Source organism: Pontixanthobacter aestiaquae, from assembly GCF_009827455.1.
Taxonomy (GTDB): domain Bacteria; phylum Pseudomonadota; class Alphaproteobacteria; order Sphingomonadales; family Sphingomonadaceae; genus Pontixanthobacter; species Pontixanthobacter aestiaquae.
On sequence record NZ_WTYZ01000001.1, the window covers coordinates 631,795 to 657,527 of the forward strand.

The 25,733-nt window shown below is 56.8% G+C and carries 17 protein-coding genes; 9 read left to right on the forward strand and 8 right to left on the reverse strand.

The features are described 5' to 3' along the window. Positions 1 to 44 precede the first annotated feature (44 nt). A complete protein-coding gene (locus GRI35_RS02920) occupies positions 45 to 1,862 on the reverse strand; it encodes an aminopeptidase P family protein (RefSeq protein WP_160612718.1) in 1,818 nt (605 codons plus the stop codon). Positions 1,863 to 1,969: 107 nt separating this feature from the next. Here GRI35_RS02920 and GRI35_RS02925 point away from each other — a divergent pair, with 107 nt between their 5' ends. The 3 genes from GRI35_RS02925 (at position 1,970) to GRI35_RS02935 (ending at position 6,067) form a co-directional block, all read left to right on the forward strand. Continuing rightward, the gene (locus tag GRI35_RS02925) at positions 1,970 to 4,156 is read left to right on the forward strand and encodes a S9 family peptidase (RefSeq protein WP_160612720.1); all 2,187 of its coding nucleotides are present in this window, start codon (positions 1,970 to 1,972) and stop codon (positions 4,154 to 4,156) included. Positions 4,157 to 4,388: 232 nt separating this feature from the next. Next, positions 4,389 to 4,793 carry an acyl-CoA thioesterase gene (locus GRI35_RS02930; RefSeq protein ID WP_160612722.1) on the forward strand — a complete coding sequence of 135 codons (405 nt, stop codon included), beginning with the start codon at positions 4,389 to 4,391 and terminating at the stop codon, positions 4,791 to 4,793. 5 nt (positions 4,794 to 4,798) lie between these two features. Beyond that, positions 4,799 to 6,067 (forward strand): NADH:flavin oxidoreductase/NADH oxidase family protein, encoded by a 1,269-nt coding sequence (locus GRI35_RS02935; RefSeq protein WP_160612724.1) that lies wholly within the window; start codon positions 4,799 to 4,801, stop codon positions 6,065 to 6,067. Here the strand turns inward: GRI35_RS02935 and GRI35_RS02940 are convergent. Both GRI35_RS02940 and ald read right to left on the reverse strand, forming a co-directional pair. Further along, positions 6,064 to 7,803 carry a diguanylate cyclase domain-containing protein gene (locus GRI35_RS02940; protein WP_328598422.1) on the reverse strand — a complete coding sequence of 580 codons (1,740 nt, stop codon included), beginning with the start codon at positions 7,801 to 7,803 and terminating at the stop codon, positions 6,064 to 6,066. The genes GRI35_RS02935 and GRI35_RS02940 overlap by 4 nt on opposite strands. Before the next feature lie 56 nt (positions 7,804 to 7,859). Continuing rightward, a complete protein-coding gene (gene ald / locus GRI35_RS02945) occupies positions 7,860 to 8,975 on the reverse strand; it encodes an alanine dehydrogenase (protein ID WP_160612728.1) in 1,116 nt (371 codons plus the stop codon). A 174-nt stretch (positions 8,976 to 9,149) separates the two neighbouring features. Here ald and GRI35_RS02950 point away from each other — a divergent pair, with 174 nt between their 5' ends. The 4 genes from GRI35_RS02950 to GRI35_RS02965 all read left to right on the forward strand — a co-directional run bounded on the left by GRI35_RS02950 (position 9,150) and on the right by GRI35_RS02965 (position 14,445). Beyond that, entirely contained in the window at positions 9,150 to 10,535 is a 1,386-nt protein-coding gene (locus tag GRI35_RS02950) for an OprO/OprP family phosphate-selective porin (protein WP_160612730.1), read from the forward strand. Between the two features lie 68 nt (positions 10,536 to 10,603). Then, complete coding sequence (locus tag GRI35_RS02955; RefSeq protein ID WP_160612732.1) at positions 10,604 to 11,635, forward strand: substrate-binding domain-containing protein; 1,032 nt, start codon at positions 10,604 to 10,606, stop codon at positions 11,633 to 11,635. Between the two features lie 126 nt (positions 11,636 to 11,761). After that, positions 11,762 to 13,006, forward strand: a complete 1,245-nt coding sequence (locus tag GRI35_RS02960; protein ID WP_160612734.1) for a putative DNA modification/repair radical SAM protein — start codon at positions 11,762 to 11,764, stop codon at positions 13,004 to 13,006. After that, positions 13,003 to 14,445, forward strand: a complete 1,443-nt coding sequence (locus tag GRI35_RS02965; RefSeq protein WP_160612736.1) for a UdgX family uracil-DNA binding protein — start codon at positions 13,003 to 13,005, stop codon at positions 14,443 to 14,445. The genes GRI35_RS02960 and GRI35_RS02965 overlap by 4 nt, the downstream gene beginning before the upstream one ends. On the opposite strand, the gene GRI35_RS02970 is transcribed toward GRI35_RS02965, so the two are convergent. Next, on the reverse strand, positions 14,442 to 16,781 hold the full coding sequence (locus GRI35_RS02970) for a DNA translocase FtsK (protein ID WP_160612738.1): 2,340 nt from the start codon (positions 16,779 to 16,781) through the stop codon (positions 14,442 to 14,444). The two genes, GRI35_RS02965 and GRI35_RS02970, sit on opposite strands and share 4 nt — an antisense overlap. Positions 16,782 to 16,906: 125 nt before the next feature. Then, positions 16,907 to 17,407, reverse strand: coding sequence for a thiamine phosphate synthase (locus tag GRI35_RS02975; protein WP_235900114.1), 501 nt, complete (start codon positions 17,405 to 17,407; stop codon positions 16,907 to 16,909). Between the two features lie 79 nt (positions 17,408 to 17,486). Between GRI35_RS02975 and GRI35_RS02980 the strand changes: the two genes are divergently transcribed. Both GRI35_RS02980 and GRI35_RS02985 read left to right on the forward strand, forming a co-directional pair. Continuing rightward, positions 17,487 to 18,173, forward strand: a complete 687-nt coding sequence (locus tag GRI35_RS02980) for a YggS family pyridoxal phosphate-dependent enzyme (protein ID WP_160612740.1) — start codon at positions 17,487 to 17,489, stop codon at positions 18,171 to 18,173. Continuing rightward, on the forward strand, positions 18,170 to 18,637 hold the full coding sequence (locus GRI35_RS02985) for a hypothetical protein (RefSeq protein WP_160612742.1): 468 nt from the start codon (positions 18,170 to 18,172) through the stop codon (positions 18,635 to 18,637). The genes GRI35_RS02980 and GRI35_RS02985 overlap by 4 nt, the downstream gene beginning before the upstream one ends. Before the next feature lie 60 nt (positions 18,638 to 18,697). Here the strand turns inward: GRI35_RS02985 and GRI35_RS02990 are convergent, their stop codons facing one another. From GRI35_RS02990 to GRI35_RS03000, 3 genes are all read right to left on the reverse strand, one after another. Continuing rightward, positions 18,698 to 21,079, reverse strand: coding sequence for a TonB-dependent receptor (locus tag GRI35_RS02990; protein ID WP_160612744.1), 2,382 nt, complete (start codon positions 21,077 to 21,079; stop codon positions 18,698 to 18,700). 72 nt (positions 21,080 to 21,151) lie between these two features. Continuing rightward, positions 21,152 to 23,911 carry a [protein-PII] uridylyltransferase gene (locus GRI35_RS02995; protein ID WP_160612746.1) on the reverse strand — a complete coding sequence of 920 codons (2,760 nt, stop codon included), beginning with the start codon at positions 23,909 to 23,911 and terminating at the stop codon, positions 21,152 to 21,154. Positions 23,912 to 23,926: 15 nt separating this feature from the next. After that, positions 23,927 to 25,627, reverse strand: coding sequence for a class I adenylate-forming enzyme family protein (locus GRI35_RS03000; protein ID WP_160612748.1), 1,701 nt, complete (start codon positions 25,625 to 25,627; stop codon positions 23,927 to 23,929). Positions 25,628 to 25,733 lie beyond the last annotated feature (106 nt).

Genomic DNA, 25,733 nt, shown 5'->3' on the forward strand with positions numbered 1-25,733 from the left:
AGTAGAACATACACTGAGTCACAAGAGGTCTGAGAGGGAGCCGGTCAGATAGGCTTGCAGGCATCCTCCAGCCACGCCAGCACATCGCCTTCCAATTGCGGTGCAAGGATTTCGCGCGTGGTCGCGTGATAGTCATTCCACCACTGTTTTTCTTCTGTCGTCAGGAGCGACATGTCGAGCATATTGCGCGCCATTGGAACCCAGGTCAGGTTTTCAAAGCCAAGATAAATGCCTTCCATGCCGTCGATCTCCTGCTCTTTAACGAGCACCAAATTCTCGATCCGGATGCCGAATTCGCCTGCTTTGTAATAGCCGGGTTCGTTCGAGAGGATCATGCCAGCGAACAATTCCTGCGAGGTTCCCGGTTGACCACCCGAAGGTTTGGCAATCCGCTGCGGGCCTTCATGCACGGCGAGGAAGCTGCCCACACCGTGTCCGGTACCGTGGGCATAATCGACGCCCGCTTCCCAGAGATATTGCCGTGCAAGTGCATCCAATTGACCGCCATTTGTGCCTTGGGGAAAAATCACGCGGGCAATCTGGATATGGCCTTTGAGAACCCGTGTGTACCTGTCACGCACTTCGGCATTCGGCTCGGCGTTCTCACCGTCGCCGGCGATCCATACGGTACGCGTGATATCGGTCGTCCCGTCGAGATATTGCCCGCCGGAATCGCACAGGAACACGCTGCCCGGTTCGATATCGCGATTGCTGTCTTCATCAACGCGGTAATGACACAAAGCGCCATTGGGGCCGGATGCAGAAATTGTATCGAAACTCTGGTCTTTGAGAACGCCGGTTTCGTCACGGAACTCGCGGAGCTTTGCGACCGCGCTAAGTTCGGTTTGGCCGCCCTTGGATGGTGCGTGCGAGAGCCAGTGGAGGAACTTCGTTACCGCCGCGCCATCGCGCGCTTGTGCATCGCGGTGTCCCTGCTGTTCGACGGAATTCTTGATCGCTTTGGGCATGATCGCCGGATCGCGCATAGCAACCGTTGTCGCGCCGCCTTCTTCCAGCGCTTGATAGATCGCCGCAACACCGAAGTCGGGATCAACCGCCACGGTCTTACCCGCCATATTTTTGAGACCGCTGGTAAATTCTGCGCGATCACGGATCGTAACCGCATTGCCAAGATGCTGTTCCAGTTCGGGCGTGACTTTCTCGGGCGCGATAAACAGCTCGGCGGTTCCGTCCGAATGCGCGATCAGATAGGATAGCGCGACGGGTGTGCGATCGACATCCGCGCCGCGAATATTGAGCAGCCACGCGACTGAATCGAGCGCAGAGATCACTGCCGAATCAAGCTCTTCGGCCTTCAGCCAATCGGCGATCTCCGCGCGCTTTTCGGCGGAGGATTTACCGGCAAATTCTTCAGGATGAACTGTAGCAGGCTCAGGGGACGGCGCAGGCTGATCGTCCCACACGGCGTCAATCGGATTGCCATCGGTGGCGACCAGCTCGACGCCCTTCTTCCCGAGTGCAGCCAACAGGGCGCTGGCCCAACCACGCGAATGCAGCCACGCATCATAGCCGATCCGCATGCCTTGCTCGCAATTGGCGATCAGCCATTTGGCGTGGTCGGTTTCCAGCGTCGATTGATACTCGTACAGATTGCCATCAACCTGATCGCGCACCTGAATGGTGTAACGCCCGTCAACAAACATCGCGGCCTTATGCTGCAGCACAATCGCGCTGCCCGCTGACCCCCCGAAGCCCGTCAGCCAGCCAATCCGTTGTGCATAGGACCCGACATATTCGGACATATGTTCGTCAGAAATGGGCACAATAAAGCCGTCCAACTCGCGGCGCTTCAGTTCCTCGCGCAGGGCGGAGAGGCGGGCTTCATGGGTTTGCATCAACATATAAACGGTCCTGAATTGCAATCATTGCTTGTCGCGCTACGTCAGTCGACATAGTTTCACCTGAACCCATTACCAGATGCATCACCATTTCAACAGGGACATCCGCCATGAAGTTTGCGCAGAAATTGATATCGAGCACCGCCATTTCACTCGCCGCAGTGGTATTGGCCGCTCCAGTTCTGGCGCAGGATGCCGCTCCGAAAGAGGAAACCAGTTTGACCAAGCCCAAATTGACTGCTCCGCCCGTTGCTGAAAAGCGCGAGCACACATTTACCCATCACGGCATCACTATCTCGGATCCGTATCACTGGCTGAAGGATCAATCCTATCCCACGATCGATGATGAGGACGTGCTCGATTACGTGAAGGCAGAGAATGCCTGGTTCGAACAGCAGATGGAGCCGCGCAAGGAGCTGGTGGATACGCTGTTTGAAGAGCTCAAAGGCCGCGTGAAAGAGGACGATTCCTCGGTTCCGCAAAAGGATGGTGATTGGGTTTACTGGACCGAATTCGAAGAGGGCAAAGAATACCGCCTATGGTACCGCAAGCCTGCGGCGGGTGGTGACAAAGAGCTGCTGCTCAACGAAAACGAACTGGCCGACGGGAAAGACTATTTCCGTCTTGGGGCATTTTCCATCAGCGATAGCGGGCAGTTCCTTGCCTATTCTTTCGATGATAACGGGTCCGAGCGGTACCTCGCCAAAATCAAGAATATCGAAACGGGCGAATTGCTGAGTGACGCGATTCCCGAGACACTCTCGGGCCTGACTTGGGTCGCAAATGACACAATGATCGCTTACGGAAAGGCCAATGACAAATGGCGCGTCGATAATGTCCGCCTTCACAAAATTGGCACTGACGTTGCTGATGATGTCGAGATTTTCCGCGAGAAGGACGAAGGTTTCCGTGTTGGTGCGGGCCTGTCTGCGCAAGAAGACTGGTTGATCATCGCCACTGGCGACAATGAAACAAGCGAAGTGCGTTTGGTCCGGACCGATGATCCGACCGGCGAACAAATATTGGTCAAGCCGCGTGAGAAAGGCGTCGAGTACAGCGTCGATGTGCGTGACGGCACGATCTATATCCATACCAACGACGATCATGTGAACTTCCGCTTGGCTACTGCATCAATCGAAGCGCCGGGAGAATGGACTACGCAGATTGCGGGATCGGATGAATTCTATCTGACCGATTTCGATCTGTTCAAGGATTTCTACGTGACCGAAGGGCGTTTGAGCGGCCTCGATCAAGTGCAAGTGCGTTCGTATGATGACGCTTCCCAGATCACGCCGGTGGCATTTCCTGAAGCAAGCTATTCGGCAGGCCTTTCCAACAATCCCGAATATGATGTGAGCAAGCTGCGGCTTACCTATGAAAGTATGGTCACGCCTGACTCTGTCTATGACTATCATCTTGCGGATGCGAAGCTGGAGTTGCTCAAGCAGCAGGAAATCCCGAGCGGTTATGACGCCTCGCTCTATACGACGGTGCGCGAATACGTGACCGCGCGCGACGGTACGAAAGTTCCGGTCAGCGTGGTGATGCGCAAGGATCGCGGAATGGCCACAGATGGGGAGGCCGCACCGCTGCATCTCTACGCCTACGGTGCCTATGGCTATGCGGTGCCTCCGGGCTTCTCGTCTTCACGCCTCAGCCTGCTCGATCGAGGGGTTGCTTACGCCATCGCACATATTCGCGGCGGTGATGATCTGGGCCGCAATTGGTATCTTCAAGGCAAGATGAACGAGCGGTGGAACACCTATACTGATTTTGTCGACGTGGCGAAGGGCCTGGCCGCCAAGGGCTATACCCGCGAAGGCGAGATCAGCGCGTCGGGCGGTTCGGCTGGCGGCGAGCTGATGGGCGTAGTGGTCAACACCGATCCGAAGCTTTGGAAAGCCGTGGTGGCGGATGTGCCGTTTGTCGATGTGCTGAATACGATGCTCGATACCAGCCTGCCGTTAACTCCGGGCGAGTGGCCTGAATGGGGCAACCCAATCGAAAGCAAGCGGTCCTTCGCTTACATCCTCAGCTACAGTCCTTACGATCAGGTGGTGGCGCAGGAATACCCGCCGATGCTGGTCACGGCTGGCCTCAACGATCCGCGCGTTACCTATTGGGAGCCGGCCAAATGGGTCGCCAAATTGCGCGACACCAAGACGGACGATAATGAGCTGCTGCTCAAGACGAATATGGGCGCTGGCCATGGCGGAAAATCGGGCCGGTTCACATCGCTGTACGAAGCGGCGGAGGAATTTGCTTTCATTCTGAGTCATCACGGGATTGATGAGTGAAGAAAGCTTGGGGCCGGCTGTATGGAATCGCGACATCGGTGGCGGTGCTCTGCGCTTTGCCAATCGCGTTGCTTGCCCCATTTTCGAATGACCTACGATTTATCGGACTTTTTACGCCGCTATCCGTGGTCGGTGCCATATGCTGGTGTTGGAGCGGTTTGATTCGATGGAACAACTGGTTGCTGGTCCTGCTTCCAATTTACGTTGTTCCATTTATTCCATGGCATCAGTTATGAGCGGCCCTTTCCAGAAAACTTTCACCGGGGGCCCCGAGCACATCGATGTGATGGGTCACGTTAATAATGCGGTGTGGGTCCAGTGGGTGCAGGATATGGCGACGGCGCATTGGGAGGCTGTGGCCGATCCCGCGCATGCAGCCGAGTTCATCTGGCTCGTGATCCGGCACGAAATCGATTATCGCGGCAACATTGCCCAGGGCGAAAGCGTGACCGGCGAGACGTGGATTCCGGGACCCGCCAAAGGGGCGCAATCAGGGCGCCGGGTTGATTTCCGCAACGCCGAGGGCAAGATCATCGTATCCGCCCTGACCAATTGGGCGATGCTCCACCGCGAAACGCAGCGCCTCGCCCGAATCCGGCCCGAAGTGATCGCACCGTTTCTTCTCGAACAAGAGTGAATCTGATGACTGAATCCGCAATTTTCCAGCCATTGGCATTGCCCAACGGCAGCACAGTTTCCAACCGCTTGTGTAAAGCAGCGATGGAGGAGAATCTGGCCGAGCAACCCGGGCAATATCCGGGGACGAGCCTCTTCGCACTGTATGATGCATGGGCCAAGGGCGGGGTCGGGATGATCCTGACTGGCAATGTGATGGTCGCACCGTCCTCGCTCACAGGACCGGGCGGTGTAGTGCTGGAAAAGGGCACCGATCTTGCGCCGTTCAAACGCTGGGCGGATATCGGCAAATCCGGCAGCGCGCAGATGTGGATGCAGATTAATCACACGGGCCGCCAGATGTATAAGAATTTGGGCGAGGAAGCGGTTTCGCCCTCGGATAAGGCGCTCGATCTGGGCAAGCTGTCGTCTTTGTTTGCCGAGCCCCGCGCGCTTCAGGAATCTGAGATCGAGGCGATTATCCAACGCTTCGTTGATACTGCGCTGCAAGCAGAGGCAGCGGGTTTTGACGGCGTGCAAATCCACTCCGCGCATGGATATCTCTCCAGCCAGTTCCTCTCGCCGCTCACCAATCAGCGCACCGATCAATGGGGAGGCAGCTTGGAGAACCGTGCGCGCTTCCTTCTCTCGATTGTCGAGCGGGTGCGCAAAGCCGTGAAGCTGTCCTTTGGCGTAGCGGTTAAACTCAACTCGGCCGATTTCCAGAAAGGCGGCTTCGAATTCGAGGAGGCGCGGCAAGTTGTCGAATGGCTCAACGGCCACGGTGTCGACTTTGTCGAGCTGTCGGGCGGTTCTTATGAAAGCCCAGCTATGACCGGTTCGGAGACTGGTGCTGAGCCGGACAACTCAACAGGCAAGCGCGAGGCGTATTTCATCCAGTTCGCGCGCGATATCGCCAAAGTCGCTGACATGCCGATCATGGTCACTGGCGGGATTACCAAGCGATCAACCGCCGAAGATGCGATGCAGAATGATGCCGTTGGTTTTGGCGTCGAGATGCTCGGCATTGCCCGCGCGATGGCGTTCAATCCAAACCTGCCCAATGATTGGAAGGAAGGGCGATCGCTCGAATTCGAGATGCCTTCACCAAATTGGTCGAATACCTCGCTAAAGGGGCTCGCAACGATGGCGATTACCAAGGCACAAATGGGGCGGATGGCTGCGGGCAAGCCTGTAAACCCGAATATCTCGCCAATCCGCGCGATGCTGGCTGACCAATGGCACACCGCGCGGCGTGCCAAGAATTATCGTAAGTGGCGTGCCGGTAAAGCCTAGGCGGCTTCCTCATCCTCTTCCTCTTCCTCGGGCTTGCCGGCGAACATGGTGAGGCGTTCGTGCATAGTGCGGTTGCGACCGTTTTGCTTTGCTTCGTACAATAGTGTGTCAGCGCGGTGGTATAGGTCGTCCAAAGTCGCTTGTTCCAAGCCGGATGGACGGATTTCAATCATGCCCATGCTCGCCGTGACTGTCCGATCAAGACCAGGAACATCATGGGCAATCCGTGCAGGGATTGCCTGGCGAATACGCTCTAGCCGCTGCCTCGCGTCCTTACCGCGCGCGATCAGCATGAATTCTTCGCCCCCCATCCGCAAAGCGATCATATCGCGTCCCGGCTCGCTGCGTAACGCATCGGCTGTCGCTTTGAGTGCAGCGTCGCCTGTTGCATGGCCGAACTGGTCGTTTATCTCTTTAAACCGGTCCAGATCGATCAGAGCAATCGTATTGAAGCCGTCCTGCTTCAGCTTGGCAAAGCGGCGATCAATCATCCGGCGGTTGAACAGGTTTGTTAATGGATCACGTTCTGCGGTTTTCTTAAGCAGGTCAGTCTGGATAATTGCTCTGTCACGCTCGACCCGCATGGCTAAGAACCGGTCCGCGACACCAATGGCGATAATCACCACTTCTGCGCCAAGCGCCAGATAGAGCAACTGATCGAGCGTCGACGGTCCGGTGTAGATATCCATTCCGCGCAGCAACCGGTCGGTCGCGGCAAAGATGATCGGGAGCCACGCCCCGGCAAGAAATTTAGCGCTGCGGCTGCCCCGGATCAGCGCGATCAATAAACAGGCGGTATAGACAGCGATGACTGGAATAAAGGCCACGAAATAGGCAGTGTCATCGAATGATTGTGTTGCCTTGAGTTGCAGCGAGAAGAAACCAGGTACCAGCAGCACCCACCAGCCGCACCATCGCATAAGGTTGCGCATCGAAGGCGGTATTGCATCCTCTTCGAGAAACTCGACCATGAAGAAGGCGCCGAGTGCGACGCCCACCGCCCATAGGAATGGGCCAAGAATGGCCATTGTCGTTACTGACACATCGGCAAAAATCGTGATCACGCCGCCAGCAAACATGACGTAACCGATCATTGTTGCGACCATGCCCGCGTGGATCATCACGAACCGTTCGCGCAGCACGATGTAGAAGCTGAGATCAAAGATCAGCGGCGAGATCAGTATGCCGACGATCAGCACCAACAGCATGACGTCGATTTGAGTCCATTCGGCTCCATCAGCGGTGGTGGAGAGACGCGCTTCGGAAAGCATCGTGACGCTATGTGGACCTTCGATCCGAGCGATCACTTCGGTGGTCTCCGGTCCGATTTCTGGCAGCTCTAGAGTGAAGACCGGTCCTGCGGCGATCGGGCGCGCATCCTCTGGCCGATAGGCGATGCTGTCGACCCAGCCATCGGCATCATAGGCATAGAGAGTGATCGATTGGAAACGGCTGATCCGGGTAAAGAAATTTACCGGCGTCAGACTGCCCTGCCAGTCGCTGGCGTCAAAGCGCAGATAGGTGACTTGTTGCCCGCTGGCGTAATCTGCGCCGGAGCAATTCCAAAGCTGCGGATCGGCGATGACTTCCACAGCATCCGCTGTGGCGGAGGCCACTGCAGAACAGTTGGGGGCGTAATTGGTATTGTCATGCCGTTCGCCAGCATATGCCGGGCTGATACAGGTCAACACTGCGCAAAAGGCCATCATCAGGCAACCGGCGAATATATTTCTCACCGAGCATGGATAGCGCGATCGCGTTTACATCTCGTAAACCCTATATCCTGTTGTTCTTACGCAATAATATCCGCTGGTGGGGTGAAGTCATAGCCCAGTTCTTCGGCCACCGCTTGATATGTCACCTTGCCAGCATGGACATTGAGCCCCTCGGCAAGATGCGGATCGCGGCGCATGGCCTCCTTCCAGCCGTCCCGCGCCATTCGCAGCGCATGCGGGAGAGTCACATTGTTCAACGCGTAAGTGCTGGTGCGGGCAACCGCGCCGGGCATATTGGCCACGCAATAGTGCACGATACCATCGACGGTGTAGGTTGGCTCGGCATGGGTGGTGGCTTTGGAAGTCTCAAAGCACCCGCCTTGGTCAATGGCAACATCAACCAGAACTGCTCCCGGCTTCATTTCTTTCAGCAATTCGCGGCTGATCAGCTTTGGTGCGGCAGCTCCCGGAATCAGGACTGCGCCAATGACCAGATCGGCGTGACGCACGGCATCTTCCAGATTGGTCTTGTTCGAAAAGCGTGTGCTGGCGCGGGCTTCGAAGAAAGTGCCGACTTTCTCCAGCACTTCAGGATCGCGGTCGAGTATTTCGACATCACCGCCAAGGCCCACCGCCATTTGCGCGGCGTTGAAGCCAACAACACCGCCGCCGATGACGACCACTTTGCCGGGCAGAACTCCCGGGACGCCGCCGATCAATACGCCGCGTCCGCCATGCTCTTTTTGCAAGGCATTTGCGCCTGCCTGAATGCTCATCCGACCTGCGACTTGGCTCATCGGTTTGAGCAATGGCAGAATTCCGCCACTACCCGTCACCGTCTCATAGGCGATCGCGGTAACGCCCGATTTCACCAGGTCAGCGGTTTGCCCCGGGTCTGGCGCGAGGTGCAAGTAGGTGTAGAGAATCTGGCCTTCGCGCAGTTTCGCGCGTTCGTCCGCTTGCGGCTCCTTGACCTTCACAACCATTTCGCATTCGGCGAAGATCGGATCGGGGCCATCGACTATCTTGCAGCCTGCGTCGCGATATTCCTCATCGGTTGCCCCGATTCCCATGCCGGCGCCGCTCTGGATCCACACTTCATGACCGTTGACGCCCAATTCGCGCGCGCTCTCCGGCGTCAGTCCGACGCGATATTCGTGATTCTTGATCTCTGACGGGCAGCCGATACGCATGGGGATGTCTCCTGAATATACGGGATAGTTACGACTGAAACGAGATCGGGACAAGAGATGTTGTCGTTTGTTCGATGGTTTCATCGGGCATCGATTTTTCCACAGTCTCCAAACTGTCACAAAATCGACATACGGGCGTCAGGAAAGTTTCACACAATTGTAAAGGTGACTGTGATGACACTACGCGCTCGGGCAACTGGATCTGCGCTTGCATTCGCTTTCGCGTGCGGTTGGGCACAACCGGCTTTGGCGCAAGATGCGCCGAGCGTTCAGGAAGAGCTTGCAGCAATGCGCGCCGAAATGGCGGCTATGGCGAAACGGATCGAAACGCTGGAAGGCGAACTTGAAGAAGCTGAAAACACCATCGAAGCGGTATCGGTAAAGGTCGCGACACCGCCTCCACTTGACCCCCTTCCGCCAGTGGCACCAGCACCGAAACCTGATACGGAAGTGACTTGGAAAGGCGCTCCTGAAATTTCCGGCACAGGCGGTTGGAGCTTCAAGCCGCGCGGCCGACTGCAATATGATGCAGGCATTGTAAACGCACCTGATTCAACCGGACGCGATGATGGTTTCGGTAATGATATCCGCCGTGCACGCTTGGGCATTGCTGGTGATATGCCAGGCGGTTTCGGTTATAAGTTCGAGATTGATGTCGCGAATAGCGATCTTGCGGTCACCGATGCGATTATCTCCTACGAAGCCGGTGACCTCGAGATAATGGTCGGCCAGTTTAACAATTTCCAGTCGCTGGAAGAGCTGACCAGTTCGCTGCATACCACTTTCATTGAGCGGGCCGCGTACACCGATGCGTTTAACTTCATTCGCCGCGTTGGTGTCGGTGTCCAATACGGTTCGGGCGATGTGTTGCTGCAAGGCGGTGTGTTCACGGACAATATGGACCGGCTATCTAACGACGCATGGAGCGCCAATGGCCGCGTCGTCTACATGCCAAAGATTGGTGACAGCCAGCTGCACTTGGGTGCTACCGTTAATTACCGCGAAGTCGATCCGGGTTCGACGGTTCGCTACCGCCAGCGGCCACTGGTCGCGTTTACAGGCGAGCGCTTCATTAACACGGGCAATTTCGCTGCCGATAGCGAATTTTCATACGGCGTCGAAGGTGCTTTCATTTCCGGGCCATTCCACGCTGCGGCTGAGGGTTATTGGCGCCAGGTTAACCGGCCTATGGCGCTGGCCGATCCGACATTCTTTGGTGGTTATGCCGAAGTTGGGTACTTCCTTACTAAAGGTGATACGCGCGGGTATAAGGGCGGGAAATTTGACCGTACAAAGCCCACCAATCCAGTGGGTGAAGGCGGAACCGGATCGGTCCAGATCAACGCCCGTTACGACCGGCTCGATCTGTCCGACAACGGTGTCATTGGCGGAACGCAGGACGGCTTCTTCTTGTCACTGATCTGGAAACCGACCGACTGGGTCCTGTTCCTCGCAAATTATGGCCGGCTTGAATATGATCAGGCCGTATTCCCCGCTGCGGGCGGCGACACATCCTATGGTGTCGACGTGGTCGGAGTTCGCGCTCAGATCGACTTCTAACTTGTCATATTCGCGTCACACAGTGCCGATAGGCGCTGACGCAACATGTTCTCACAGGGATTAGTATTATGCGTATGATTTCCAAATTTTCGCTCGCCGCAGTGTCGGCTCTGGCGCTCGGCGCTTGTTCCGAGGCGGCTGTTGAACCTGTCCACGTAGTGGGCTCTTCGACAGTGTTCCCGTTCGCCAAAGTTGTCGCTGAAAATGCAGCACTCAACAATGAAGGCATGACTGGCCCGTTGATTGAATCGAACGGCAGCGGCGGCGGGATTAAGCAATTCTGCGCTGGCGTTGGCAATGATACGCCCGACGTTGTGAATGCATCGCGCCGCATGAAAGCATCCGAATTCGCGACGTGCATGGAAAACGGCGTGACCGATGTTGTTGAAATTCAAGTTGGCCTCGATGGTATCGCTTTTGCATCGGCGCAAGGCGGCATCACTATGAACCTGACACCGGAAATCGTGTATAGGGCTCTCGCTAAGGCGCCTTTTGGTGGTGAGCAAACAGCTGAAACTTGGGCCGATGTTGATCCATCGCTGCCGGCTGAGCCTATCCTCGTCTATGGTCCGCCTTCAACTTCCGGCACGCGCGATGCGCTGAAAGAGCTGGTCCTGGAAGCTGGCTGTAAGACCAACCCAGAGATGCAAGCTCTGAAAGAAAGCGACGAAGACCGTTACGACCAAATTTGCACCGAAGTGCGAGGTGACGGAAAATTTGTTGACCAAGGCGAAAATGACAATCTCATCGTCCAGAAAATCGGTGGCAATGATAAAGCTATCGGCGTGTTCGGCTTCTCTTATCTCGAAGAGAATGCAGACAAGGTTCAAGGCCTGCCGATGAACGGCAGCGACCCGACCTATGACAATATCGCCAGCTTCGCCTATCCTGGTGCGCGTCCGCTCTATATGTATGTGAAAAAGCAGCATGTCGGCCAAATCCCGGCACTCGACCTGTATCTCGCAGAATGGGCGAAGAGCTGGGACAAAGACGGCCCGCTTGCCAAAATCGGCCTAGTTGCATCGCCTGACGATGTTCGCGCCGAGAACGTCAAAAAGACCACCGAGTTCATGACTCTGACGGCTGACGATCTGAAGTAAGCAGACAGTCTCTGGCGGGTTTGGCCCACCGATAAATGACACTCACAGAAAGGCCTCGCCTGTTGGCGGGGCCTTTACTGTTTGAAAGTTCTTCCCTTTTTGCAGGGCAGAACATATAGTGAACTTATGGGTCCGCTATCAACAATCGAGAAACTGGGCATTCTGGCCGATGCGGCCAAATATGACGCCTCCTGCGCATCATCGGGGACGGCGAAGAAAAACTCTCTCGGTGGGAAAGGTATTGGCTCGACCGAGGGGATGGGCATTTGCCACGCCTATGCGCCTGATGGGCGGTGTATCTCGCTGCTCAAGATATTGCTGACCAACCACTGCATTTTCGATTGTCACTATTGCATTAACCGCAAAAGTAGCAATGTCCGCCGCGCGCGTTTCACGCCGCAAGAAGTCGCCGATCTGACGATCAGCTTCTATAAGCGGAATTATATCGAGGGGCTGTTCCTGTCCTCAGGCATTATCAAGAGCTCTAACTTCACTATGGAGCAAATGGTGGAGGCGGCGCGTATTTTGCGCGAGGAATGCGATTTTCGCGGCTACATCCATCTCAAGACCATTCCGGAGGCTGACCCCGAATTGGTCCACCAAGCAGGACTTTATGCGGACCGTGTGTCGATCAATGTAGAGCTGCCGACGCGTAAGGGCCTGACGCGGCTAGCGCCCGACAAGGACGCTAGCCAGATCGAAGGCGCAATGGGTAAGGTCAAATCGGATATCATCGAGGCGAAAGACGCCAAGAAGCGCTTCAAACATGCGCCGCGTTTTGCCCCCGCCGGCCAATCCACACAGATGATCATCGGCGCGGATGCGGCGAGCGATTCCGATATCGTCGGACGGGCGAGCAAGCTCTATGGGGGCTTTGGCTTGCGGCGGGTTTATTACTCGGCATTCAGTCCGATACCCGACGCCAGTGCGGTTCTGCCGCTCAAACGCCCGCCCTTGATCCGTGAACACCGGCTCTATCAATCCGACTGGCTTATGCGGTTCTACGGCTATCAGGTGAGAGACGTTCAGCAGGCCATGGGTAAGGATGGCAATTTACCGCTCGATATAGATCCTAAGCTGGCATGGGCGCTAAAATTTCGGTCAGTGTTCCCGCTGGATGTCAACCGGGCCCCGCGTGAGCAATTGCTGCGCGTTCCGGGGTTGGGCGTGACTGCGGTGAACCGGATTATTGCTGCACGGCGTCACCGGACTTTGCGGCTGGATGAGGTTGGCAAGCTGACTGTGTCCATTGCAAAAGTGCGACCCTTTATCTGTGCCGCCGATTGGCGTCCGACCGCGCTGACCGACCGCGCCGATCTGCGCAAAATGCTCGCGCCCAAGCAGGAACAATTGGAGCTGTTCGCAGCATGAGTGCGCTGCAATCCGTTTCGGACCAGCGGCACTTTTCCGTCACGATGCCCCGAGCCGATGACTTCGATTTTTGGCGCGATCAAGCGAGGCGATTGGTACGCTGTGGCATCGCACCGGAGCGCGTGATCTGGAGTGAACCCGGCGGGTCCGGTGATCTTTTCTCTGCCAGTGCTCCAGAATCGGAGGAGCTGCCCACACCGCAGGATGATGCGCCGCAAACCCGCGCGAGCAAGCGCTTCGTGTCGGTTGCGCAAAATGCGATTTTGCACAGCGACCCCGAGCGGTTTGCGCTGCTTTACCGGTTGCTGTGGCGGCTACAGTCCCATCCGCGGATTATGGAGGACAAGGCCGATAGCGATGTCCGCCGGATCGAGGATCTGGCTAAGAGTGTCCGGCGCGATAGCCACAAAATGCACGCTTTTGTCCGCTTCCGCGAAGTGCTGCACGAGGACGGCGCAGAGCATTTCGTCGCTTGGTTTGAGCCGGACCATCATATCGTCCGCGCCAATGCCGGATTCTTCAAACGGCGCTTTGCCAATATGCACTGGTCGATACTGACGCCGAAAGGCTGCATTCACTGGGACGGCAAGACTGTCCGTGAAAGCCCGCCCGCACAGCGCAGCGACGCGCCCGATGGCGATCCGACCGAAGACCTCTGGCGCAAGTACTACGCCTCAATCTTCAATCCCGCTCGGCTTAAAGTCGGCGCGATGATGAGCGAGATGCCCAAGAAATATTGGAAGAATATGCCCGAGGCAGAGTTGATTCCTGAGCTGATTGCAGGCGCCCAATCACGAGAAGCACAAATGGTCGATGCCGGAGCGATGGAGCACGAGGCGCGTCCAGAAACGTTGGAAGCTATGGAGCGCGCGGTTCAAGCATGTCGCAATTGCGGGATCGGTGAGCTGGCCAATCAGGCAGTGATGGGTGAGGGACCGCGCGATGCTCCGCTTATGATTGTGGGTGAACAGCCTGGCCATCAGGAAGACCAGACAGGCCGTCCTTTTGTCGGGCCAGCGGGTCAACTGCTTGATCTGCATCTAGGCCAAGCGGGCATCGCACGCGACCGCGCTTATATCACCAACGCGGTGAAACATTTCAAATATGTCCGGCGGGGCAAGCGCCGCATTCACCAAACGCCAACCGCTAAGGAAGTCGATACCTGCCGCTGGTGGGTCGAGGCCGAGCGCGAAGTGGTAAAGCCAAAACTGATACTGGCGTTAGGAGCGAGTGCCGCGCGGGCGATGCTTGGCAAGACCGTCAGCATCAACACAGTTCGCGGCAAGCCGGTCATGCTGAATGATGGCAGCGAGTTATGGATCACCGCGCATCCATCCTATTTGCTCCGCCTCGATGGCGACGCGCGCGCGCAGCAGGAGCAGCTGTTCCGGAATGACCTGTTGGCTGTGCGCGAACGCTTGGCCGAGCTCGCTGACTAAAGCGGGTTCCCGTCCTGATCGCGGAAGATTTCGCGGCGACCGACATGGTTTGCCGGGCCGACCAGCCCTTCGCTTTCCATCCGTTCGATCCATTTTGCTGCGGTGTTGTATCCCACCCCCATCTGGCGCTGCAGCCAACTGCCCGACGCCTTCTGGTTTTCGATCACAATCTGGCAGGCTTGGCGATATTTGCGCTCAGCCGGGTCATCGCTGGCGGTAAACTCGTCTTCGAAAGATAGGCCGCCGCCATCTTCAGGCTCTTCGGTTACTGCATCGACATACTCAGGCTTGCCCTGCGCGCGCCAGTGATCGGCGACCGCCTCGACTTCTTCATCGGATACGAACGGGCAATGCACACGCACCATCGCGCCGCTGTTCGGCTTGTAGAGCATATCGCCCTTACCCAGCAGTTGCTCACTGCCTTGCTCACCCAGAATGGTGCGGCTGTCGATCCGGCTGGTGACTTTGAAGCTGATCCGCGTGGGCAAGTTGGCCTTGATCACGCCGGTGATAACGTCAACCGAAGGACGCTGTGTCGCCATAATCAAGTGAATACCGGCCGCGCGCGATTTCTGGCTGAGACGCTGGATCAGGACTTCGATTTCCTTACCGACGGTGACCATCAAATCAGCCAGTTCGTCCACGATCAGCACGATCTGCGGCAATGGCTCGTAATCAAGCTGCTCTTCCTCGTAAATTTCCTCACCCGTCTCCGGATCGAAACCCGTCTGCACACGGCGGCCCAGCGGTTTCCCCTTGGCAATCGCGGTGCGAACTTTATCGTTGAACCCGGCGATGTTGCGCGAATTGACGCTGCTCATCATCCGGTAACGGCGTTCCATTTCTTCGACCGCCCATTTTAGCGCGCGCACCGATTTATGCGGTTCCGTGACAACTGGGCTCAGCAGATGCGGCACGTCCTCATAAACACTCAACTCGAGCACCTTGGGGTCGATCAGGATCAGGCGGCACTCCGCGGGGGTGAAGCGGTATAGCAGGCTTAGCAGAATACAGTTCAGCCCAACCGATTTACCCGAGCCGGTAGTACCTGCGACCAGCAGGTGCGGCATGGCGGCAAGGTCGGCAACCATCGGTTCGCCTGCAATATCTTTGCCCAAAATGATCGGTAGCGCGCCTTCGGCATCCGCGAAATCTTCGCAGGCCGCCAGTTCTTTCAGGACAACCATCTGCCGGTCGGCATTGGGCAGTTCGATACCCATTACGGTTTTGCCCGGGATGGGTGAAACGCGGGCACTGATTGCGGACATGTTACGCGCAATATCTTCGGCGAGACCAATGACCCGGGCGGCTTTGATACCCGGTGCAGGCTCCAACTCGTACATGGTGACAACAGGACCGGTGCGTACGGCGGTGATCTCGCCTTTTACGTTGAAATCATCAAGCACGGTTTCGAGCAGGCGCGCATTGCGTTCAAGCGCGAGCTTGTCGAGCTTGGGCGCATTATCTTTCGGCGGCTCGGCCAGCAAATCGAGGCTCGGCAGAGCGTAATCTGCAAACATATCACCCTGCTTGGCTTTTGCGAGCTGCGCCTTTTTAGGTGGCTTGGTCGGATCGGTAATCTTTGGGGCGCGGCGCGGCGAAGCATCGATAAGCGGCTCGTCCTCGTCCTCTTCCTTCACTGCCTTTGCCTTCTTGCGCTTGGGGATCGCCGGAATTTCGATATCGCCGAGCGCTGGAGCGCGCTTGAGAAAGTTCGGCAGCGTCAGTAGCCGCGCCCAATCAATCGCGAATACACGTGTCGCCAATAGTACCGCTCCTGCCAGCGCGAACGGCGTGAAGCCCAGGTTGATCCATCCGCCTGCGGTTTCAGACACGCGAGCGCCGATGGCTTCCAAAGCACCCACGCCCAATAGGCCGGTAATGCCCCCCGTCGAGGCCGGAAACGTCCAGCGATCGCCGTCAAACCAAAGCGAAAACAGCGTCGAGAACAAAGCGATTGAAACAAGCAACATCCCAACCGGAGCCCACCAGCGGGTTTCGGTATCGACATCCTCTTCTTCCACATCGCGCCACAGTTTCCGGGCAAAAATATACAGAAGTGGCAGGAGCAGGATTGAAGGCAAGCCGAACAGGAACAAAATGCGTTCAGCAGCCCATGCACCGCTCGTGCCCATCCAGTTGCTGACCTGATTTGCGGCAGCAGCGGTTGAGAGACTCGGGTCGGTTTGGGTGTAACTGGCCAGCGACAAAGCCAAGAACACCATCGTCCCGGTAAGTACCACGGCACCAAACATCTGCGCGGCGCGGCGCATTGAACGCCGCCACGCGGCGCGCCAATCTGCTTTTTGCGATTTTCCGATGGCGCGGCTGGCCATAATGTACCCCTAATGATCCGTCTGTGGGCACCATGGACTCTCCGGGACTCGCGCGTCAAGAAACTGATCGACGAACCGAATCCGAAATCTGCCCGATAGGCGCCAGGCCTGATGCCCACTTGATTTTACGAGAGCCCATCAATGGCCGCCCAACGCGCCCAATTGAGACGCCTTGCGTTCTCTTTGGTCATTCCCCCCAGCGCGATCACAGGTGCCTTCGCCTTTCTGGCGAGTATCCTGAAACGGAGCGGGCCTAGCGGCTTTGCCTCGGCGTGAGAGCGGGTCGAAAAAACGGGCGAGAGCAGGATTGCATCGGCACCAGCGCGGTCGGCTGCGACGATTTCCTTCCAATCATGCGCGGTGACCAGCTTGAGCAGCTTATCGTCTTTGGGCATACGCTGTGCAGCCCCATAAATTCCATTGGCCTTCCACTGCTTGGCTTTTACGGGCGAGTCCGAGAGAATAACCAGATGCCCATATTTGCGTGCGACTTCTGCTAGGGCGACGTAGCGCTTACGCCGCTCCTCTTTTGTGAGATGATAATGGCGAAAGATGAAACCCGATCTATGCGGCAGCTTCGCAAGTGCATCTTCGAGCGCTGCATCGTTTCGCTCATCGCTGAGCAACCATTGTTCAGGCAGGGCCCTACGACTGGGCTCAGGACAGGTCTGGTCTTGCGGCACACGGACGTTATAGCGGCGCGATATGGATAGTGCAGCAACTCCTTTGGAAGGCGTCCGCCAGACAATCGCGAAAGCGTGCAAGATCGCCCGGCGCGAAATGGACGAAATCACTTTGATTGCGGTCAGCAAAACGCATCCGGCAGAGCGGATCAAGCCTTTGCTGGAGCAGGGCCAGCGCGTATTCGGCGAAAATCGTGTGCAGGAGGCGCAGGAGAAATGGCCGGTGCTGCGAGAGGCCTATCCCGATACCGAACTGCATCTGATCGGGCAGTTGCAATCTAACAAAGCGGACGATGCTGTGGCGCTGTTCGATGTGATCCATTCTCTGGATCGGCCGAGCTTGCTCAAAGCTCTCGCAAAGGCGATGGATAAGGCAGGCAAGCGCGTGCCGTGCTTTGTGCAGGTCAATATCGGCGATGAAGACCAGAAAGGTGGCTGTCCGATTGGTGAGCTGCCGGCGTTTCTGGATGCGGTTCGCGCGCGCGATATTCCGATTGCTGGCCTGATGTGCATTCCGCCTGCCGATATCGAAGCGGCCCCGTTTTTTGCGTTTCTGGACAAGCTGGCCCGCGATAACGGTCTGGACGGCTCTGAAGCTGGATTGAGCATGGGGATGAGCAGCGATTACGAGACCGCGATTATGCAAGGCGCGACGCATATCCGGGTTGGCACTGCATTATTTGGGGCCCGAGGTTCCGGCCACGGATGAGCGCCGAACTTGAGAAGCTAAACCGGTTTATCGCGGATTGGCGTGAACCGCTGGAAAGCCAAGCCGATGTATTGTTCGAAGCGCGGATGCGGGACACACCACCGGGCATACATACCGAAATTGCTGACAGTTTGGTGGAATCGCTTGGCCTCACGCCTATCGGCGTAAACTGGGAAATGCTTGATGATGCGGCTGACAGGGATGAGCCGCGATCTGCGGTCGCTGCGTTTTGCGATGCGCTCAGTAACAACATGGTGTTCTCGTCCACCAAGTGGCTGGGCGAAGGTAAGGCGGCGCAATGCTACAGCGACTTTGTCGGCAGCTTTAAGCACTATAACCGCACCATTCTGACCAATCGGCTGGAGTGGGGCTGGAATCCGATATCGCAAGCAACCCTCGAATGGGCTTTTATCGGCTTCGACGATCGCAAGATCGCGCTGCTGTTACTGACCGCAGAAGACTGACACCCAACAAAAAGGGCGCCCCATCGGAACGCCCCTTTCATTGTTTCGTGATCGTCCGGGTTAGAATTCGAACGTCATCTCCGCGCCGATCTGACGGCCTTTTGCCAGCGGCGACAGCGTACCTGCTGCTGGCGATGGATCGAACGGACGGTTTACGCCGTTCGAGAATGCGCCAGTGCCGAATGGTAACTGCGTGTCACCGCCAGCTTGCACGCCGTCGAGCAGGTTCTTGCCGTAGACCGACAAGGCGAGTCCTTCGACAGGCGTGTTCCAAGTGACGTTCGCTTCCAGGCTGGTGATGTCCTGAATGAAGCCGAAATTGTTGTCGGTATATGCGAATTCGTCGCGATATTGCAGGTTCACGCGGCTGACGATCGAGCTATCGCCTAGGTCAAGCTCGTGAAGCGCGCCAACGCCTGCAGTGATCTCAGGTACACGCGGAAGCGACAGAGCCAAATCGGCTCCGTCGATCACACCGTCGCCCGAAATATCGAAGCGCACTTCGTCATAATCGGCATCGATCAGGCCGATATTGGCCGTGAACAGCAGCCCATCCGATACGCGCATCCGTGCTTCTGCTTCGACACCGAAGATCGTCGCATCAGCGGTATTTAGAATGTTTTGCACAACGCCGGCCCCGGGGGCAGATGTGTTGATCTCACGTTGCATATCGCTGATCTTGGTTATGTAAGCGGCTGCATTCAGCGTAAACGAGCGGTCGTCAGTCTGGAATTTTCCGCCCACTTCGTAATTATCAACCTTCTCTTCGTCGAATGAGAAGTCACCTCCATTTAGAGGCACAACCACGTTTTCGAAAACAGGGACGTCGGTAACGCGGAAGTTGTATCCGCCCGAACGATAGCCGCGTGTCCAGTGAGCGTAGACCTGGCTGTTCGCAAATTCATATTGCAGGCCGAGTTTAGGCGACCAGTTGGACCAGCTATCTGCATCGGTGAAGCCGTTATTCTCAGCAGGGCGACCCGGATCAGTCGCCGTTGGCGCAATGGCTGGGAAGAACGGGTTGGTCCCGGAAGTAGGGCAGGTACCCTGAACAACCGAACATGCCGGGCGCGGCCGGACATAAGTAACGCCCGCCTCTTTCTCTTCGCGCGACCAGCGGATGCCACCGATAACGCTCAAGTTATCCGTGAGATAGAATTGCGCGTTGGCAAAGGCACCAATGACTTCGTGATCCTGAGAGCCACCGCCGTAAAAAACCGGCGGCTGCTGAGCAACTGGCAGGTCCCGACGCAGCACACGATTTTCAGTATAAGCAATCGACTGGTCGAAATAGAAACCGCCCACGGTCAGTTCGAGACCGTCAAAGCTCATCGCATAGCGCAGCTCGTTCGAAATCTGCTCTTGCTCGGTTTCCGTAAAGGAGTGGAACAGGAAGCCCGGAAGCGAATCGATATCGCCATCGGTCTGCGCTGAATATTCGCGGTAACCGAAGACATTGGTCAGTGTACCGGGGCCGATATCGAGTTCGGCAGTAACGCTGCCGGTCCAGATTTCGTTTGCATAGAAACCGTCATTATCGATTGCGAAATCGAATGTGTTGCGGTCAAACGTACCGCGGTTTTGGCCGGATGGGCCATCGCCGTCGCTTTCAAAATAGTCGAGCTTACCGGTCACGGTCAGATCGCCGAAGCGGCCTTCCAATGCGCCGCGGAAAATCTTGGTTTCGGCTTTACCGTGATTGGTGTTGTTGAAGAGGTTGTTGAAGTAACCCTCGTCCTTGTTGTAATACGCGCCGACTTTGAACAGCAGAGTGTCTTCGACGATCGGGCCTGAAACCACACCGCTGACAGTGTAGTTTGCACCGCCGCGTCCGCCATCGACGAATGGTCCGTCAACCGCTGCGCGGAATTTGCCTTCGAATTCTTCGGTCGGGTTGCCGGTGTTGATCAGAACTGCACCGCCGGTGACGTTCCGGCCGAACAGCACGCCTTGCGGGCCGCGCAGGATTTCGACGCTGTCGAGGTCGAACAGATCGAACACAACACCGCCGTTGAATCCAAGATAGACACCATCGACAAACACGCCGACCGTTGGATCAATAGACGGGATTGAAGAGTTGATACCGAGGCCGCGGATTGAGAAGTTTGCTGTACCGCGGCTGGTGCCGATCTGGTCGAGCGAGACGTTCGGTGCGGCATAGGTCAGCGACTGCACATCGCGCACTTTCAGCGCTTCGAGGCTTTCCGCGTTGAATGCGGTCACCGCGCCGGGCACATCTTGTACGTTCTCGGCGTCTTTCGTTTTGGTGCCGGTGACGACAATAACGTCGAAGCTGTCGAGCGCGTTGCCTCTGTCTTGCGATTGCTCTTCTTCTTCAGCATTCTGAGCAAGAGCAGTTTGCGGCAAAAGCGCAAGCGCTGAGCCAGCAAGAGCCAGTGCGCGTAGAGAAGTATGACGGGCGAAAGTAAGGGGGGTATTCATGGTTTTCTCCCAGAGTTGAACCGTTGGCCGGACCCTCTAGGCGTTCGTTTGCGAGAAGCAACATCAATCCGACTAAGCGTTTTCCATTTCTGCTTGGCGTTGGTCGCTGGCCGCGTCGAGCAGCGCTTTCTCGATAGTTTCCAAACGGTCAGGCGAAGTGATTTTCTCGCCTAGAAGATCGGTGACGTAGAACGTATCGGCAGCGCGCTCTCCATAAGCGGTAATATGCGCGGAATGGACGATCAACTGACTCTCGAACAAGGCCCGCGCGAGCCGGTTGAGCAATGCCGGGCGGTCGCGGGCATTGACTTCGATCACAGTGAATTTGTTCGATGCTGTGTTGTCGAAAATGACACGGTGACGGACTTTGAAGGCTTTCGAACGGCTGATCGGAAGCGGACGCTTTGCCAATTGCGGAGCGAGCTCGATCCGGTTGGCCAGTGCGTCACCAATGGCCTTCTCAATGCGGGCAAGCTGTTGTTCTTCGTGGAACGGGTTGCCCATCGGATCTTGCACAAGGAAGTTGTCGACTGCCCAGCCGTTGCGCGTAGTATGAATGCGCGCATCGATAATGTTGGCCCCGGCGAGATGGATACCACCCGCGATGCGGTAGAACAGGCCAGGGTGATCAGCTGCGATGACGCTGACCAAAGTGGCCCCACGTGCCTCATAAAACTCGCAGTGAATTGAAAGCTGTTCTTCGCGCTCCCTCGCCACCGAATATTGAACAATATTGCGAGCAATGACGTCTTCCGGCTCAGCGATCCAGTAAGAATCGGTGAACATCTCATCCTGCTCGCTCAGCAGCGATTTCTTGCTGCCGAGTTCTTCAAGCACCAGCTCTTTCTTCGCTGCGACGCGGTCTTGGCGGCCGTGCTTGACGTGGCCCAAACGCAGCCGCTCTTGCGCGCTGTCATAGAGCTCACCAAGGAGTTGGCCTTTCCAGCTGTTCCACGTGCCGGGGCCAACCGCGCGGATATCGACAGCAGTCAGGATCATCAGATTGCGCAGACGTTCCAAACTCTGCACTTGGCCCACAAAATCCTCGATAGTTTTCGGATCGGTCAAATCGCGCTTGAACGCCGTTGCGCTCATCAGCAAATGCGCGCGCACCAGCCACGCAACCAGCGCCGTTTCCTGCTCATCCAATCCAAAGCGCGGGCACAGTTTCATTGCAACTTCGGCGCCAAGGATAGAGTGATCGCCACCGCGGCCTTTGGCAATATCGTGCAGCAGCACCGCGACATAGATCGCACGGCGCGAATTGATCCGGTGGATCAGCTTGGTAGAGCGGGGATGATCGTCGGTCAGTTCACCCTTTTCGATCCGGCTCAGCAGACCAATAGCGCGGATCGTATGCTCATCGACCGTGTAGTGGTGATACATGTCGAACTGCATCTGGGCATTGACCTTGCCGAAATCGGGCACAAATTTCCCGAACACGCCCGCCTCGTTCATCCAGCGGAGCACCATCTCCGGATCGTTTCGTCCCGCGAGCAAATCAAGGAATAGCGCATTGGCGCGCGGGTCTTTGCGGATCGGCGCTTTGATCAAGCCGGAGTCGCGATCCGCCTGCCTCATGGTGTCCGGATGGATTTCCAGTCCTTCTTCCTCGGCAATCTGGAAGACTTCGATCAGGCGAACAGGATCTTGCTGAAACCAGTCTTTGGTCGGCGCAGCGATCTTGCCGCCCGCAACGCGGTACCCCTTGAGCGTGCGGGATTTTGCGGTGAAGCCCGCGAAGAAGCCTTTGCGTGCGCGGCGCTGCGCGAATTGATCGTCTATATGCGCAAGGAATACTCCGGTCAGGCTGCCGACGCGTTTGGCCTGAATAAAATAGAACTGCATGAACCGCTCGACCGCGCTTTTGCCGGGGCGATCGGTGAAGTTCATCCGCGATGCGACTTCGCGCTGTAGATCGAAGGTCAAACGGTCTTCCGTTCGCCCGGTTATCATGTGCAAATGGCACCGTACCGCCAACATAAAGCCCTCTGCGCGGCGGAAGGACCGGTATTCTGCTTTGGTCAGCAGGCCGACTTCGATCAGGTCGGCCGCACTGCGGACTTTGTGGATATATTTGCCGATCCAATAGAGCGTGTGCAGATCGCGCAGGCCGCCCTTGCCGTCCTTGACATTGGGCTCCACGACATAGCGGCTGTCCCCCATCCGCTTATGCCGGGCATCGCGCTCTCGTAACTTGTCGGAGACATATTCGCGCTCGCTGCCATGAACCACTTCCTTGTAAAAGCGGCGGCTGGCTTCGTCATAAAGCTTGCGATCGCCCCACACATAGCGGCCTTCGAGCAGGGCAGTGCGGATGGTCAAATCTTCCTTGGCCATCTTGACCATTTCGTCGAGCGTGCGGCTCGATTGTCCGACTTTGAGGCCAAGATCCCACAGGAAATAGAGCATCGCTTCGATCACTTGCTCGCACCAGGGCGTTCGCCGCGACGGTGTGAGAAAAGCGATATCGACATCCGAATGCGGCGCCATTTCAGCGCGGCCATAACCGCCGACGGCCATGATCGCGAGGCGTTCGCTGGTCGAGCGGTTACCCGATGGATAGACATCGGTGGTCACATGATCGTGCAGCAGCCGGACAATCTGATCGATCAAAAAGGACTGCCCGCCCGAGCATTCGTGCCCCGCGGCTGGTTTTTCCTTCAACCGTCTGGCCAGTTCCTCTCGCCCGTCATCCAGTGCGCTGCGCAGCAGCGCGATGACATCGAGCCGGGCGTCCTTACCCTTCTCTCTGACGAGGGTGGAAATCTCCCCGCCCAGCGCCCTGCGGTCGATAATCTGGCGCTGTTTGGGGATCTTTACCTGGTTCAAATGCTATCCTGCCGTTTAATCGAGAAGGTCACTCGCAAACATAGTGCGGACGGTGCGCTTGTCGATCTTCTGAGTGCCGAGACGTGGTAGCGGCTCGTCCGATTGCCAGATATGTTCAGGCAACGGCACTTTGAACGGGGCGAGCTTTTCCAGCATGAACTCGCGGACTTGTTCGGGTGTCATCGAGTGGCCGTCTTTCATGTGATAGACCGCCGCTGGAACTTCTCCCATCCGCTCGCACGGCACACCGAACACAGAACATTCTGCGATGCCTTCATGCGCATAGATGCCGGCCTCGACTTCGATACAGGTAATGTTCTCGCCGCCGCGAATGATGATGTCTTTCTTGCGGTCTACGATGAACAGATATTCGTCTTCATCGAGATAGCCGAGATCGCCTGTGCGGAAGAATCCGTCATCGGTGAAGGCCGCTTTGGTTGCCTTTTCATTGCGCCAATAGCCTTTAAAGTTCGCGACTGTGCGGAAGCAAACCTCGCCGATTGCGCCTTGCTCCATGTGATTGCCATCATCATCCAGAATGGCAATTTCAACAATCGGTCGGCTGGCTTTGCCGGTGCTGCCCGGCTTGGCCATGTAGTTTTCGTTGAAGTTGCCGCAGCCTACGCCGTTGGTTTCGGTCAGGCCGTAGCCCAACAGCGGGAAGCCTTCGGGAAATGCTTCTTTGATCTTGGTGACATGGTCGGTCGGACGCGGAGCACCGCCAGCGGCGAAGCTCTTACATGCGGTCAGATCATACTTGTCGCGGTCAGGATGCGTGGCGATTTCATAACTCATTAGCGGAACGCCGACGAAATAGCTGACTTTCTCCGCCTCCATCAGCTCCAGCGCATGCAGTGCATCCCATTTCGGCATCATCACCAGCTTGCGCGCAATGCCGTAGCTTTGCAGGAACAGCGGCACTTCGCCGGTCACGTGGAACAGCGGCACTGCGATCAAAGCGCAGGGCTGATCTGTTGGCTCGTTTCCTTGCTGGGTCAGCAAGATTTTGGCCATTGCGCTTTGCCCGATATAGCTCATCGTACCAGCCATCACGCCGCGATGGTCGGAGTATGCGCCTTTCGATGCGCCGGTAGAGCCCGATGTATACAGGATAGTCGCGAGATCATCCGGGCCAAGCTCGCCCAGCATAGCCATGGCGGTATTACCTTCTCCCCAGATCGATTCGAGGCCTTTCGATGGCGGGCCATCATGATCGATCAGAACGACTTTGGCGCAATGGTCATTGCCTTCGAGCCGTTGTGCGCGGCCATCATCAGCCAGAACGATCGTGCATTCAGCGAGATTGATCGCGTCGGCCAATTCAGATCCGGTCGAGAAGCCGTTGAGCAATGTGGCGCAGCCGCCCGCCATAATGATGCCCATGTAAGAGATGATCCAGTTGGCGGAATTTCGCGCGGCGATACCGATCCGGTCGCCTTTCTTTATGCCGTGATTCTGTGCCAGACCCGCTGCGACATGGACTGCCGCTGCATAGGTTTCGCCAAAGGTCAGCCGGATATCGCCGTCGACCAAGAAGGTCAGGTCTTTATGCTCGTTGCAATAATGCGCGAAATAATGCGCCAGGCTGGGCGGTGCGTTCTTGAACGCAGGCATGGTTACGCCGAAATCCTCGTAATCCACTGTTTCGAACGGTTGGCCAGGAGCGGCCAAGGCATCCATGATAGTATTGAGGGCAGTGTCGAGCTCTGTAGGCATGTGCGGTGTTATCCTCTCCGATATTCACGTCTTTTGATTGCCGGCATCCGACAAGTGTTTATTTGTGCGAAGCGCAGGGTTCCCCTCAAACTCTGCCTATGCCAGA

Coding starts and splice junctions, on each gene's coding strand:
- GRI35_RS02970 (WP_160612738.1), bottom strand. CDS start 16,781: ATGGCCAGCCGCGCCATCGGAAAATCGCAAAAAGCAGATTGGCGCGCC.
- GRI35_RS02965 (WP_160612736.1), top strand. CDS start 13,003: ATGAGTGCGCTGCAATCCGTTTCGGACCAGCGGCACTTTTCCGTCACG.
- GRI35_RS02955 (WP_160612732.1), top strand. CDS start 10,604: ATGCGTATGATTTCCAAATTTTCGCTCGCCGCAGTGTCGGCTCTGGCG.
- GRI35_RS02960 (WP_160612734.1), top strand. CDS start 11,762: ATGGGTCCGCTATCAACAATCGAGAAACTGGGCATTCTGGCCGATGCG.
- GRI35_RS02935 (WP_160612724.1), top strand. CDS start 4,799: ATGACTGAATCCGCAATTTTCCAGCCATTGGCATTGCCCAACGGCAGC.
- GRI35_RS02985 (WP_160612742.1), top strand. CDS start 18,170: ATGAGCGCCGAACTTGAGAAGCTAAACCGGTTTATCGCGGATTGGCGT.
- GRI35_RS02925 (WP_160612720.1), top strand. CDS start 1,970: ATGAAGTTTGCGCAGAAATTGATATCGAGCACCGCCATTTCACTCGCC.
- GRI35_RS02990 (WP_160612744.1), bottom strand. CDS start 21,079: ATGAATACCCCCCTTACTTTCGCCCGTCATACTTCTCTACGCGCACTG.
- GRI35_RS02920 (WP_160612718.1), bottom strand. CDS start 1,862: ATGTTGATGCAAACCCATGAAGCCCGCCTCTCCGCCCTGCGCGAGGAA.
- ald (WP_160612728.1), bottom strand. CDS start 8,975: ATGCGTATCGGCTGCCCGTCAGAGATCAAGAATCACGAATATCGCGTC.
- GRI35_RS02980 (WP_160612740.1), top strand. CDS start 17,487: ATGGATAGTGCAGCAACTCCTTTGGAAGGCGTCCGCCAGACAATCGCG.
- GRI35_RS02930 (WP_160612722.1), top strand. CDS start 4,389: ATGAGCGGCCCTTTCCAGAAAACTTTCACCGGGGGCCCCGAGCACATC.
- GRI35_RS02950 (WP_160612730.1), top strand. CDS start 9,150: ATGACACTACGCGCTCGGGCAACTGGATCTGCGCTTGCATTCGCTTTC.
- GRI35_RS03000 (WP_160612748.1), bottom strand. CDS start 25,627: ATGCCTACAGAGCTCGACACTGCCCTCAATACTATCATGGATGCCTTG.